Genomic DNA, 12,538 nt, shown 5'->3' with positions numbered 1-12,538 from the left:
GCCCATGAAGCGGCGGCGGGAGGTTGAGGCGCGCACACCGGACCCTTCTGTCGTTGACGCAGGCTTACAACTTCTGTCAACGATGTAAAGATCAGGAGGTGACGCCCAATCCGGGAACGAGATGTCGGTGCAGGTAGGCGCGCAGTTTCGCGTCCGAGCGGGACCGGGCGCTCTCGAACTGCACCAGCGACACCAGCCAGCGCAGGCAGGTCTCGGCGATCTCCTCCAGCTCGGCTTCCAGCTCCGGCTGGAACTCCAGCAGCGGCAGCAGGAACGAGCGCGACAGCTCCAGCGCCCCGGGACCCATCGGATCACCGTCGAAGAGGATGGTGCCGCGCTGCGGGAACGCGATCGGCGCGAGCGCGGGACTCGCGCGGAACTCCGTCCGCGCGGCGACCATGACCTCCACGACGTAGTCGGCGGCGGTCGTCGCCTCCTCGCGAGCGCGCTCGGTCACGCGCGAGATCACTTGGACGGCAGCGGTTTCCAGAGCTTCGGCGATGAGCTGCTCCAGCGTGCCGAAGTGCGCGTAGATCGTCGGCCGGGACAGGCCGGAGAGCCGGGCCACCGAGCTGATGGACAGCCCCTCGTAGCCCGCGGTCGCCATCCGCTGGATCGCAGCGTCGACGATCCTGGTGTGGACATCCATCCGGGCAGTATGCCGCTGCCCGGATGGATCAGCTCACACCCGGGGCGAATCGATCACCGGGCGACGAACGTGCTCAGCAGCGCCTGCACCTCGTAGACGTCGACGCCCTTGCCGAACTGGTGCGACACCGGTTCCGGCATGCTGGAGACCCAGAACTTCAGCTCCGCGTCGAGGTCGAAGGTGCCCGCGGTCTCCACCGAGAAGTGCGTGATGCTGCGGTAGGGGTACGAGTGGTACTCGATCTTGCGCCCGGTCACGCCCTGCTTGTCGACCAGGATCAGCCGCCGATCCGTGAAGATCAGCGAATCCCGGATCAGCTGGTAGGCGGCGTGGATCTGCTCCCCCTGCGCCAGCAACCGCCCGAACTCCTTGGCAGCCGCCTGCGGGTCCACGCCCGAAGCGTTGCCCATCATCCCACCGAACAAGCCCATACCCACTCCTAGAAGACGATCTCCGCTCACACCACCGTACCGAAACTCCCGCCACCACCGGGGCGACCGGATTTCAATGGAGGTCAGGTACCCGATTTCCATGGAAATCGGGCCATCCGGGTGCGGGCGCGACGACGCCGACCGGTCTGCGGTGGGGAATGCGCAGAGCGGTCGGCGTTGACGGGCCGGTGCGGGGTCGGTCAGCCGGTGACGGCGACGTGCCCTTCGGTGGCCTCGGGGGCCGGAGCCTCGGGAAGGCTCTCGGAGGCGTCCTGGACCTCCGTCGAGGTGTCGGCCGGCGGCTCCGCCTCCGGCAGGACCTCCGTGCCCGAGTCCGCCGGGGGCTCCTCGGCCGGCGGCTGCTCCGCGGGCGGCTCCTCAGCCGGGGGCTCCTCGGCCGGGGGTTCCTCAACCGGGGGTTCCTCGGCGGCCTCGGGGTGGTCGACGATGGGTGCGTTGGTGCACTCCACGTCCTGACCCGAGCCGATCGGCGCCACGAGGCCGAGCACGCCGACGTTGTTCCCGCACAGCTGGACCGGGGCGACGCTGACGTTGTTGTCGTTGCCGATGTTGATGCCGTCGTTGTCGGTCGTGTCGGCCGAGGCCGGCATGACGCCGATGACCATACCGGCGCTGATGACGAGCGCCGCTGTCCAACAGGACTTTTCGCGGAGAGTGCGCATCGGATACCTACTTTCTCCAAGGAGGACGCGGAGTTCCACCCGAGCGGGAGATCAAATCCGAGCGAACGCTAACCCGCGGGCAGGACCGCTGCCACGCGACCGGATCAGCAGCGGAAAAAGAGAAAAATTCATCTGACCTGCAAAGATGAATGCGATACGGAACGAACTAGGGGAATTGGATTCCACTTGATCACCCGTTGGTGTCGCCCGCGTGACCCGATGAGGCGACCACGATGAGCGGGCCCCGGAACCCCCGAGGCCCGCCCCCGCTCCCGCTCACGGCTCGACCTTGACCTCCGCGGCGATCGGTAGCTCGCCCAACGAACGTCCGATGTGGAGGGTGAACGCACCGGGCTCGGTGCACCAGGCCCCGTCCTGCCAGTGCTGCCAGGCCCGCGCCGAGATCCGGACCGGAACGTCGGCCTCCTCCCCCGGCTCGACGTCCACCGCGGCGAACCCGGCGAGCCAGTGCGCCGGTCGCTCCACGGCCCCCTCCCGGGACAGGTAGACCTGCACGACCTCCCGGCCCGCGCGAGACCCGGTGTTGCGCACCCGGACCCGCAGCTCCACGTCCTCGCCGGCGGCGATGCTCGCGGGCACGTCGGCTCCGGTGTACTCCCAGGTCGTGTAGCCGAGGCCGTGCCCGAACCGGAACGCGGGCTCGACCCCGGCGCGCTCGAACGCGCGGTGTCCGATGTGGATGGATTCGGCGTAGTCCAGCGCGCCGTCCTGCGGCAGGGTGCTCGGCAGCGGCGCCCCCTCGGCGGCCGGCCAGGTCACCGGCAACCGCCCACCGGGCTCGGCGTCGCCGGTGAGCACGTCGGCCAGCGCGTTGCCGAACTCCTGCCCGGGGAACCACGACAGCAGCACCGCCGGGACGTCGTCGACCCACGGCAGCAGCACCGGAGCGCCCGAGTTGACCACGACGACGGTGTTCGGGTTGGCCGCCAGGACCCGCCGCACGAGCTCGTCCTGGCGCCCGGGCAGCGCGAGGGTGTCGCGGTCGAATCCCTCGCTCTCGCTCTCGTCGGAGGTGCCCAGCACCAGCACGGCCGCGTCGGCGGAGGCGGCGAGCTCGGCCGCGTGCGCGAGCTCGTCCTCCTCGCCGCGCGCGGGCTGCTCCAGACCGAGGGTGAACGTGGTCCCGATGGCGTCCGGCGCGACGCGGTGGACCAGCCGGAGCTCCACCTCCTGACCGGCCGTGAGCGGGACCCCGACGGTGCGCTGCGGCGGACGCACCATCGCCTCGATCGGGTCGTCGCCGGGCAGCTCCAGCACCCCGTCGATGACCGGGTCGTCGTCGATGGTGAGCGTGAAGTGCCCGGCCCCGGCGACGCCGACGCGGTGCACGCCGGTCTCCTGAACCCGCAGCACGCCCCGGACCTCGACGAACCCGACCGCGTCCACGGGCACGTCGGCCCCGAACGAGCCCATCCAGATCAGCTTGCCGCTGGTGCGGTGCTCGCCGCCGATCGGCGCGCGGTCGGCGTCGAGGAACCGCACCGACAGCCCCGGCTCACCCGTCTCCGGGTCGGTGACCAGCGACGCCGAGGCCGGGTCGAGGAGTTCGGTGCTGCGGGCGCCGGTGGTGTGCACGATCTCGACCTCGTCGCCGAGCCGGGCGCGCAGGCCTTCCAGCGGCGAGACGGTGTAGGGCGGGAAGACGCTGGCGCTGCCACCGCCGAGGGTGCGGGCGACACGGGCGTTGGGCCCCAGCACCGCGATCCGGCGCATCCCGCCGGTGTTCAGCGGCAGCAGTCCGTCCTCGTTGCGGGCCAGCACGAATCCGGCCGCGGCCGACCGCCGCAGCTCGACCTCGGGTCGTCCGGCGTGCGCGGCAGGCGGTTCGGCCGCGTCGAGCGCCGAGACCCGCTGGGCCAGCCGCAGCAGGTTGACCACCTTGGCGTCCACATCGGACTCGTCGACGCGGCCCGCGCGGACCGCGTCGACGAGCTGCTGCCCCCAGGGGCTGTCGGGGCCGGGCATGGCCAGGTCGAGTCCGGCGCGGCCGGACTCGTCGGTGGAGCGGGTGGCGAACCAGTCGGAGATGACCACGCCGTCAAAACCCCACTCGCCGCGCAGCACTTCGTCGAGCAGCGGGTGCTCGGTCATGGTGGTGCCGTTGACGCGGTTGTAGGCCGCCATCACCAGCCACGGCCCGGCTTCGCGCACGATGCGCTCGAACGGCGCGAGGTAGAGCTCGCGCAGCGCGCGCTCGTCGACGCGGGCGTCGACGGTCATCCGATCGGTCTCGGAGTCGTTGGCCACGAAGTGCTTCACCGTCGCGCCCACCCCGCCGGACTGCACGCCGCGCACGTAAGCGGCGCCGATCTCGCCGGTGAGCAGCGGGTCCTCGCTGAAGCACTCGAAGTGCCGTCCGCCGTAGGGCGAGCGGTGCAGGTTCACCGTCGGCGCGAGCAGCACGTCCACGCCCTTGCGACGGGCTTCGGCGGCCAGCAGGCGGCCGACCCGGTGCGCCAGGTCGACGTCCCAGGACGCGGCCAGCGAGGTCGGGCTGGGGGTGTTGGCCGAGGTGCTGCGCTCGTCGAAGGCCTCGCCGCGCACGCCGACCGGGCCGTCGGAGACGACCACCCGCCGCAGCCCGGCGTCGGGTTCGGGGTGCAGCGACCAGAAGTCGGCGCCGGTGAGCAGCCGGACCTTCTGCTCCAGCGACAGGGCGCGCACCCGTGCGCGCAGATCGACCTCGGACATCAGCGAATCCTCCTGACTGGGTGGATGCTCAGCGCGCCGAGCACCGCGAACGCCGCGGCCGCGCCGAACAGGACCGGGTAGTTGCCGCCGCCACCGACGGCGAGGAACACCGGCGCGATCGCCGGTGCGAGGGACTGGGGCAGCGCGTTGGCGATGTTGAACACGCCGAGGTCCTTGCCCGCGTCGGAGTCGCGGTCGGGCAGCACGTCGGCGACCAGCGCGAGGTCGACCGCCAGGTAGACGCCTTGGCCGAGACCGGTGATCGCCATGCCCACCAGGAACACCGGGAACGACCCGGCCAGCGCGATGACCAGCAGACCGATCCCGAAGACCGCCGCCGAGCCGAGCACGAAGACCTTGCGGCGGCCGAGCTTGTCGGACATCCAGCCGCTGGCGTTGCTGCCCGCGACGGTGAACACCGTCTGCACCAGGGTCGCGACGAACACCAGCCGCGCGACCTCGTCGGCGGGCACGTGCAGCCGGTCGGTGAGGTAGTAGGCCTGGTAGGTCAGCAGCGTCGCCACACCCATGAACAGCAGGAACCGGCTCAGCCACGCCCAGCCGAAGTCCGGGTGGGCCACCGGGTTGACCCAGAAGCTGCGGGCGAACTCGCCCGCGTCGTAGCGGGGTCGTTCACTGGCCGGGAGCACGCGGTCGCGCAGCATCGCGGCCAGCAGCAGCGCGGGCACGAGGCCGAGCAGGCCGGGCGCCATGAACATCCAGAACGCCGAGTCCTGCAGCGCCTGCGCGAGGAAGGTGCCGATGACGGTGGCGGCGGCCATCGCCATGCCCAGCAGCCCGGACACCCGACCGCGCTGCTCGGTGGGCACCTGGTCGGGCAGCAGCGCGGTGAGCGCGGCCAGCACGGCGTTGAGCCCGGCCTGGGCGAGGCACCAGCCGAGCAGCAGCACCGGCACGCCCTGCGCGGTGGAAACGACGGCGAGGCCGAGGGTTCCGGCCAGCGCGCCGCCGACCAGCCAGGGGCGGCGCATCCCGAAGCGGGAGGTCGTGCGGTCGCTGAGGCGGCCGAAGAACGGGTTGGCGATCAGCGCCAGCAGCGCACCGACACCGGTGACCAGGGCGAGGCTGCCCTCCTTGCCGTCGGGGTCGATCTGCTGCACCCGCACCGCGAGGCTCACCACGACCGGCGTGATCAGCGCGACCCACAGGCCGAGGTAGGCGATCGCGTACGCGGTGATGAACACCGGGCTCGCGCGTTCGGGTTCGGTTCTTCGCTCGGCGGTCGCGCCCGACTCCACCATGACGGCCTCCAGGAAGTTCGCATCGTTGCGTCGATCGGACATCCTGAAGCCACAGCCGAGTGAGCAGTAGGTTCTGTCATCGTTCTGTTATCCGCGATGTCGTAGGGTTGCCTCGTGATCAGCCACTCCACCCCTGAGGGAAGCGCCCCTCGGCGCAGGTCAGCGCGCGGCGAAGCGGCGCGGGAACGGATCTTGCACGCGGCGGTGGAGGCGTTCGCCCGGGACGGCTACCAGGCCTGCTCGCTGGCCCGCATCGCGAGCGAGGTCGGCCTGTCGCAAGCGGGGTTGCTGCACCACTTCCCGACCAAGGAGGACCTGCTGGCCGCGGTGCTCGACGAGCGCGACCGCCTCGACACGCGGCGCTTCCTCGCCGACGGCGCCGAGGGCATCGAGATGCTGACCGCGCTGGAGAAGCTGGTCGAGTACAACACGTACCTGACGGGCATGGTCCAGTCGTTCACGGTCCTGGCCGGGGAGAGCACGGCCGACCTGCACCCGGCGCGGGAGTGGTTCACCACCCGCTACGACAACGTCCGCACCATGATCGCCGACGAACTCCGAAAGGGCGTGGCGCACGGCGACGTTCGCCCGGACACCGACTGCGACGCCATCGCCGCCGAGATCGTCGCCACCATCGACGGCCTCCAGCTCCAGTGGCTCCTCGACCCCGAGAAGGTCGACATGCCCGCCCTCTTCCGCGCCTACGCGGCGCGCTTGCGAGCAGCGCTCAAACCCTGACCCACCAGCGCGAGTTCGCGCGGTGCGGCCCCGGGGCGGGAGGGGGCCGGCAGAGCGCCTCCCGCCCCGGGCCTCCTAGCCCCGGACCGTGGATCGCTGGCGCCCGAGGTGCTGGACCTCGATGTCGACCACGTCGCGGGGGCGGAGGAACGGGCGCGGCTCCGGGTGCAGAGCCGCGACTCCGGCCGGGGTTCCGGTGAGCACCAGATCCCCCGGGTGCAGCGTCATCAGGCCGCTCAGGTGCGCCAGCAGCTCGCCGACGCCGAAGACCATGTCGGCCGTGCTCCCCCGCTGCCGGGGGATCCCGTTGACCTGCGCTTCCAGGTGCAGGTCCTGCGGGTCGTCGATCTCGTCGGCGGTGAGCAGCCACGGGCCAAGCGGGGTGAAGGTGTCGTGGCACTTGCCGCGCACCCACGTCGGCCCGCTGGTCAGCTGCGCGCGCTCGGTGACGTCGTTGGCGGCGACGTAGCCCGCCACCGACCGCAGCGCCGCCCGCGGGTCCGGGCAGGAGCGCAGCCGGGTGCCGATGACGACGCCCAGCTCCACCTCCCAGTCGGTCTGCTCGCTGCCCGGCGGTAGCACGATCTCGTCGTGCGGACCGGTGATCCCGCCGCTGGGCTTGAGGAACACGATCGGTTCGGGCGGTGGCTCGGCACCGGCCGCGGCGGCGTGGCACCGGTAGTTCAGCCCGATGCCCACCACCGTTCCCGGGCGCGCGATCGGCGGGCCGAAGCGCGTCGCGGGCAGTTCCGGCAGGGCCTGCCGACCGGCCTCGATCGCCGCGAGGCGCTCGGGGTCGGCCAGCAGTGCGCCGTCGATGTCGTGGGCGAACCCGGACACGTCGCGGACCAGGCCCGCAGCGTCCAACACCCCCGGCCGCTCGGCGCCGGGTTCGCCCACTCTGACCAGTCTCATGACCGGCCCGCTACCGCGGTCGGAGCGTCGGCGCCGGATTCGGCCAGCGCCTCGAACTCGTTGACCGCGTCGATCTCGGTGCCCATCGACACGTTGGTGATCCGCTCGACCACGACCTCCACGACCACCGGGACGCGGTGCTCGGCGACGAGCTTCTTGGCCTGCTCCAGCGCGTCGAAGATGGCGTCGGAGTCGAAGACCCGCAGCGCCTTGCAGCCCAGGCCCTCGACGACCTTGACGTGGTCGACGCCGTAGCCGTTGACCTCCGGGGCGTTGATGTTCTCGAAGGCCAGCTGCACGTGGTAGTCCATGTCGAACCCGCGCTGCGCCTGCCGGATCAGCCCCAGGTAGGCGTTGTTGATGAGCACGTGCACGAACGGGATGTTGAACTGCGCACCGACCGCCAGCTCCTCCACCAGGAACTGGAAGTCGTAGTCACCCGACACCGCGACCACGGTGGACTCGGGGTCGGCGGTGGCCACGCCGATCGCGGCCGGCACGGTCCAGCCCAGCGGACCCGCCTGACCGGCGTTGATCCAGTGCCGCGGCCGGTAGACGTGCAGCATCTGCGCCGCCTGGATCTGCGAGAGCCCGATCGTGGACACGTAGCGGGTGTCGGGACCGAACGCGCGGTTCATCTCCTGGTAGACCCGCTGCGGCTTGATCGGCGCCGACTCGAAGTGGGTCTTGCGCAGCAGCGCGGACTTGCGCTCGCGGCACCGCTCGGCCCACTCGCCGCGCTCGGCCAGCCTGCCGTCCCGCTTCCACTCGCGGGCGACCTCGACGAAGACCTCCAGCGCCGCGCGGGCGTCGGAGACGATGCCGTAGTCGGGCGCGAAAACGCGCCCGATCTGGGTGGGTTCGACGTCGACGTGGACGAACTTCCGCTCGCCGCGGTAGGTGTCGAGCCCGCCGGTGTGGCGGTTGGCCCAGCGGTTGCCGATGCCGAGCACGAAGTCCGACTCCAGCAGCGTCGCGTTGCCGTAGCGGTGCGAGGTCTGCAGCCCGACCATGCCCGCCGACAGCGGGTGGTCGTCGGCGATCGCGCCCCAGCCCATCAGCGTCGGCACGACCGGGACCCCCAGGATCTCGGCGAACTTCACCAGCAGCGCCGAGGCGTCGGCGTTGATGACCCCGCCACCGGCGACGATCAGCGGCCGCTCGGCGGCGTCCAGCATCCCCAGCGCGTGCTCGGCCTGCGCCCGGGTGGCGCGCGGGTTGACCACGGGCAGCGGCTCGTAGGTGTCGACGTCGAACTCGATCTCGGCCAGCTGCACGTCCAGCGGCAGGTCGATGAGCACCGGGCCCGGACGGCCCGTGCGCATCAGCTGGAACGCCTTCTGGAACGCTCCCGGGACCTGCGCGGGTTCCAGCACCGTCACCGCCCACTTGGTGACCGGCTGGGCGATCGACTCGATGTCGACGGCCTGGAAGTCCTCCTTGTGCAGCTTGGCGACCGGGGCCTGGCCGGTGATGGCCAGGATCGGGATCGAGTCCGCCGACGCGGAGTACAGCCCGGTGATCATGTCGGTGCCCGCCGGGCCCGAGGTGCCGACGCAGACGCCGATGTTGCCCGGCTCCGCCCGCGTGTAGCCCTCGGCCATGTGCGAGGCGGCCTCGACGTGCCGGGCGAGCACGTGGTGGATGCCGCCGTGCTTCTTCATGGCGCTGTAGAACGGGTTGATCGCGGCGCCGGGCAGCCCGAAGGTCTGCGTGGCGCCCTCCTTCTCCAGGATGAGGGCGGCGGCGTCCACGGTGCGCATGCGCGTCATGTTCGTCCTCGTTTCGGCGTCAGGGGCAGGTCTCGCTGCGGGGGTTGCGGAATACGGCCGTATTCGGGTCGCGGGGTGCGGCCGCATTCCGTCACCCGGATGCGGCCGCACCCCGTCATCCCCGCGTCGGGCGGCGGGGTCAGGTGGTGCTGCGGCCGGAGAGTCGTTCGACGCCCCGCAGCAGGGCGGAGTGGTCGAGCCCGCCGTCGCCCTGGGCGCGGGCGGCGGCCATGAGCTGCGCGAGCAGCGAGCCGACCGGCACGACGACGCCGGATTCGCGGGCGGCGGCGGTGACGATGCCCAGGTCCTTGTGGTGCAGATCGATCCGGAAACCCGGGTCGAAGCTGCGGTTGAGCATGTTCGACCGCTTCTGGTTGAGCACCGCGGACCCGGCCAGCCCGCCGCCGAGGACCTCCAGCGCGGCCTCGACGTCCACGCCGTAGGACTCGACGAACACCACGGCCTCGGACAGGGCCTGGATGTTGGCGGCGACGATGAGCTGGTTGGCGGCCTTGACGGTCTGGCCCGCGCCGCTGGGACCGACGTGCACGACGGTCTTGCCGACGTGGTCGAAGACCTCCGCCGCGGCGGCGAAGTCCTCGGCCGAGCCACCGACCATGATGGACAGAGCCGCGTTCTTGGCCCCGGCCTCACCACCGGAGACAGGGGCGTCGAGCAGCCGGTAGCCCTTCTCGGAGGCCTCCTCGGCGAGCTCGATCGTGACGTCGGGGCGGATGCTGGAGAAGTCGATGATCAGCGCGTTCGGCTTGGCGTGGGCGAACACGCCGTCCTCGCCGGTGAGCACGTCCCGCACGTCGGGGCTGTCGGGAACCATCACGCAGACGATCTCGGCGCCCGAGACGGCCTCCGCGATGGAGTCGGCCGAGCTGCCGCCGGCCTCCTTGAGCGGGCCGTACTTGTTCGGCGTGATGTTGTAGCCGGTCACGTCGTGGCCGGCGTTGGCGAGGTGCACGGCCATCGGGCTTCCCATGACGCCCAGGCCGATGAACGCGATCGAGCTCATTGCTTTCGTCCTTCCGGAAGTTCTGCGGTTTCTCAGCTGCGGCGCTCGCGCGGGAGCCAGTCGAAGGGGCCCACCTGGCCACCGGCCTTGTACTCCAGGCCGACCCAGCCGCGGTAGCCGCCGCGTTCGAGCGCGGCGAGCTGCTGCTGCAGCGGCAGCGCCCCGGTGCCCGGCTCGTTGCGGCCCGGGTGGTCGGCGATCTGCACGTGCGCGATGCGGTCGATGTGGTCGGCGATGACCTTGTCGACGTCGTCGCCGTTGACCGCCAGGTGGTAGAGGTCGGCGAGCAGGCCGAGGTTGGTGGCGCCGGAGGCCGCCTGCACGCGATCGATGACCGCCAGCGCGTCGGCGGCGGTGCGCAGCGGGTAGGGCTGCGGGCCGCTGACCGGCTCGACCAGCACCGTTCCGCCGATGCGGGCGGCGGACTTCGCGGCGAGCGTGAGGTTCTCGACCGCGAGGTCGTCCTGCTGCTGGGCGGAGGCGCCGTCGACGCGATTGCCGTAGAGGGCGTTGAAGGCCGTGCAACCCAGGCGCTCGCCGATCGCGACGGTGACGTCGACGTTGTCGCGGAACTCGCTGCTGCGCTCGGGCCAGGAGACCAGGCCGCGGTCGCCGCCGGGCATGTCACCCGCGAAGAAGTTCAGCCCGACCAGCCGCACGCCGGCGTCCTCGACGGCGTGGACGAAGGCGTCGACGTCGCGCTGCGCGGGCACCGCGGTGTCGAACGGCCACCAGAACTCGACGGCGTCGAAACCGGCGGCCTTGGCCGCGGCCGGGCGCTCCAGCAGCGGCAGCTCGGTCAGCAGGATCGAGCAGTTCACCTCGTAGGGCAGTGCGTGACTCATCGCAGCCGTCCCCTTAATTCCGTATAGCGGATGTTTGTTTCCGTTCCACAGAATAGTGGCCGCCGTCACCGGATTTTGTCAACACTTTGTTGAGTTCGCTGGTCGAGGCGTTGCGGACGATCAATCGGTACCGTGGCGGGCGTGCCGCGCCCCCACGTTCTGCTCAGCGTCGCCGTCAGCGCCGACGGTTGCATCGACGACGTGAGCCCGCAGCGCTTCCCGCTGTCCAACGCCGCCGACTTCGACCACGTCGACCAGGTGCGCGCCGAGTCCGACGCGATCCTGCTCGGCGCGGGCACCGTCCGGCGCGACGACCCGCGCCTGCTGGTGCGCAGCGCCGAGCGATGCGCCGCCCGCCTGGCGCGCGGCGCGCCGGAGCACCCGATGAAGGTCGTCGTCTCCGGCACCGGCGACCTCTCCCCGCGCTGCGGCTGTGGCACCTCGACGGCGCCAAGCTCGTCTACACGACCGACTCCGGAGCGGAGTCGACCACTGTGGACGGACTGGCCGAAGTCGCCGCCATGGGACCGGAAATCGACTTCGGCGAGATGCTCGACGACCTCGGCGATCGAGGCGTGCGGCGGCTCATGGTCGAGGGCGGGACCTGCATCCACACCGGATTCCTGCGGGCCGGTCTCGCCGACGAGCTGCGGATGGCGATCGCACCGATCTTCGTCGGGCAGCAGACCGCGCCGCGCTTCCTGCACCCGGCGCTGTTCCCCGGCGGGCCGGAGCGCCGCTTCCACCTGGAGGACGTGACCAAGATCGGCGACGTCGCCGTGCTCCGCTACTTCCCGAAGATCACGTCCGAGAACGCCTGAGCCACAGCACGTCCCGGCCGAACGACCACACCAGGACCAGCAGCGCCAGGAACACCCACGCCGCCGCGTGCGGCACGAGACCCGACGAGACCGCGACGAGCACGATCCCCTGCACCGCCGCGACGGCCTTGCGCGCGCGGCTCGGCGGGAGCTGTTCCCGCAGCCACCGCAGCCGCCACGAGGCGGCGACGAACGCGTAGCGCATCAGCCCGATCGCCAGCACCCACGGCCCCAGCGCGGTGGCGACGTGGACGCTGAGCACGAGGATCAGGAACGCGTCGACCTCCATGTCCAGCCGCGCCCCGAACGGCGAGGTGGTCCCGGTGCGCCGGGCGACCTGCCCGTCGAGGAAGTCGCTGATCAGCGCCACGACCCCGAGCACGACGAGCAGGCTCGGGCCGACCCCGTCGGCCACCAGCGCGGTGATCACGGCGGTCAGGGCGGCGCGCACGAGCGTGATCCGGTCGGCCGGGCCGAGGCAGGTGGTCGCGTGCCGGAGCATCGCGCGGCGCACCAGCGCCTGGGTGCCGAGCGCGCAAGCGAGCCCGGCGGCCCAACCGAGCGGGCCCAGCCCCACCGTCGCGGCGACGGCGAGCAGCGCGAGCACCTGAGCGCCCGCCCACGCCAGGTGCTCGGCGGTGTTGCGGTGGAGTTCGATCATGTCCACCCTGTTCTCGGAGGTCATC

At 71.4% G+C, this 12,538-nt stretch carries 11 protein-coding genes and 1 pseudogene; 2 read left to right on the top strand and 10 right to left on the bottom strand.

Annotated features, from left to right (window positions below):
• Positions 1 to 91: 91 nt before the first annotated feature.
• The 5 genes from REH65_RS28940 to REH65_RS28920 all read right to left on the bottom strand — a co-directional run bounded on the left by REH65_RS28940 (position 92) and on the right by REH65_RS28920 (position 5,779).
• Positions 92 to 649 (bottom strand): TetR/AcrR family transcriptional regulator, encoded by a 558-nt coding sequence (locus tag REH65_RS28940; protein WP_281453391.1) that lies wholly within the window; start codon positions 647 to 649, stop codon positions 92 to 94.
• A gap of 53 nt (positions 650 to 702) precedes the next feature.
• Positions 703 to 1,080, bottom strand: coding sequence for a PH domain-containing protein (locus REH65_RS28935; RefSeq protein WP_406689918.1), 378 nt, complete (start codon positions 1,078 to 1,080; stop codon positions 703 to 705).
• Between the two features lie 200 nt (positions 1,081 to 1,280).
• Positions 1,281 to 1,763: a hypothetical protein gene (locus tag REH65_RS28930; RefSeq protein WP_406689917.1), complete on the bottom strand. Its 483-nt coding sequence runs from the start codon at positions 1,761 to 1,763 to the stop codon at positions 1,281 to 1,283.
• Between the two features lie 276 nt (positions 1,764 to 2,039).
• Positions 2,040 to 4,475 (bottom strand): beta-glucosidase family protein, encoded by a 2,436-nt coding sequence (locus tag REH65_RS28925; RefSeq protein WP_406689916.1) that lies wholly within the window; start codon positions 4,473 to 4,475, stop codon positions 2,040 to 2,042.
• Positions 4,475 to 5,779: an MFS transporter gene (locus REH65_RS28920; RefSeq protein WP_406689915.1), complete on the bottom strand. Its 1,305-nt coding sequence runs from the start codon at positions 5,777 to 5,779 to the stop codon at positions 4,475 to 4,477. The genes REH65_RS28925 and REH65_RS28920 overlap by 1 nt, the downstream gene beginning before the upstream one ends.
• Before the next feature lie 150 nt (positions 5,780 to 5,929).
• Here REH65_RS28920 and REH65_RS28915 point away from each other — a divergent pair, with 150 nt between their 5' ends.
• Complete coding sequence (locus REH65_RS28915) at positions 5,930 to 6,475, top strand: TetR family transcriptional regulator (protein WP_406689914.1); 546 nt, start codon at positions 5,930 to 5,932, stop codon at positions 6,473 to 6,475.
• 75 nt (positions 6,476 to 6,550) lie between these two features.
• On the opposite strand, the gene REH65_RS28910 is transcribed toward REH65_RS28915, so the two are convergent.
• The 4 genes from REH65_RS28910 to REH65_RS28895 form a co-directional block, all read right to left on the bottom strand.
• Positions 6,551 to 7,390: a fumarylacetoacetate hydrolase family protein gene (locus tag REH65_RS28910; RefSeq protein WP_406689913.1), complete on the bottom strand. Its 840-nt coding sequence runs from the start codon at positions 7,388 to 7,390 to the stop codon at positions 6,551 to 6,553.
• Positions 7,387 to 9,162, bottom strand: a complete 1,776-nt coding sequence (gene gcl, locus REH65_RS28905) for a glyoxylate carboligase (protein WP_406689912.1) — start codon at positions 9,160 to 9,162, stop codon at positions 7,387 to 7,389. The genes REH65_RS28910 and gcl overlap by 4 nt, the downstream gene beginning before the upstream one ends.
• 139 nt (positions 9,163 to 9,301) lie before the next feature.
• On the bottom strand, positions 9,302 to 10,222 hold the full coding sequence (locus REH65_RS28900; protein ID WP_406693262.1) for a 2-hydroxy-3-oxopropionate reductase: 921 nt from the start codon (positions 10,220 to 10,222) through the stop codon (positions 9,302 to 9,304).
• Entirely contained in the window at positions 10,219 to 11,031 is an 813-nt protein-coding gene (locus REH65_RS28895; RefSeq protein WP_406689911.1) for a hydroxypyruvate isomerase family protein, read from the bottom strand. The genes REH65_RS28900 and REH65_RS28895 overlap by 4 nt, the downstream gene beginning before the upstream one ends.
• A 132-nt stretch (positions 11,032 to 11,163) precedes the next feature.
• Between REH65_RS28895 and REH65_RS28890 the strand changes: the two are divergent.
• A pseudogene (locus REH65_RS28890) lies at positions 11,164 to 11,852 on the top strand (RibD family protein).
• On the opposite strand, the gene REH65_RS28885 reads toward REH65_RS28890, so the two are convergent.
• Complete coding sequence (locus REH65_RS28885) at positions 11,833 to 12,537, bottom strand: CDP-alcohol phosphatidyltransferase family protein (RefSeq protein ID WP_406689910.1); 705 nt, start codon at positions 12,535 to 12,537, stop codon at positions 11,833 to 11,835. The pseudogene REH65_RS28890 and the gene REH65_RS28885 overlap by 20 nt on opposite strands.
• Position 12,538 lies beyond the last annotated feature (1 nt).

Source organism: Saccharopolyspora sp. ID03-671, assembly GCF_045278815.1.
In the GTDB taxonomy this organism is placed as follows: domain Bacteria; phylum Actinomycetota; class Actinomycetes; order Mycobacteriales; family Pseudonocardiaceae; genus Saccharopolyspora; species Saccharopolyspora ipomoeae.
This window is presented reverse-complemented; position numbering and strand designations above follow the sequence as displayed.

What these genes read in the sequence shown, in the direction of transcription:
- REH65_RS28940 (WP_281453391.1), bottom strand. Translation starts at nt 649, where the DNA reads ATGGATGTCCACACCAGGATCGTCGACGCTGCGATCCAGCGGATGGCG.
- REH65_RS28935 (WP_406689918.1), bottom strand. Translation starts at nt 1,080, where the DNA reads ATGGGCTTGTTCGGTGGGATGATGGGCAACGCTTCGGGCGTGGACCCG.
- REH65_RS28930 (WP_406689917.1), bottom strand. Translation starts at nt 1,763, where the DNA reads ATGCGCACTCTCCGCGAAAAGTCCTGTTGGACAGCGGCGCTCGTCATC.
- REH65_RS28925 (WP_406689916.1), bottom strand. Translation starts at nt 4,475, where the DNA reads ATGTCCGAGGTCGATCTGCGCGCACGGGTGCGCGCCCTGTCGCTGGAG.
- REH65_RS28920 (WP_406689915.1), bottom strand. Translation starts at nt 5,779, where the DNA reads ATGTCCGATCGACGCAACGATGCGAACTTCCTGGAGGCCGTCATGGTG.
- REH65_RS28910 (WP_406689913.1), bottom strand. Translation starts at nt 7,390, where the DNA reads ATGAGACTGGTCAGAGTGGGCGAACCCGGCGCCGAGCGGCCGGGGGTG.
- gcl (WP_406689912.1), bottom strand. Translation starts at nt 9,162, where the DNA reads ATGACGCGCATGCGCACCGTGGACGCCGCCGCCCTCATCCTGGAGAAG.
- REH65_RS28895 (WP_406689911.1), bottom strand. Translation starts at nt 11,031, where the DNA reads ATGAGTCACGCACTGCCCTACGAGGTGAACTGCTCGATCCTGCTGACC.
- REH65_RS28885 (WP_406689910.1), bottom strand. Translation starts at nt 12,537, where the DNA reads ATGACCTCCGAGAACAGGGTGGACATGATCGAACTCCACCGCAACACC.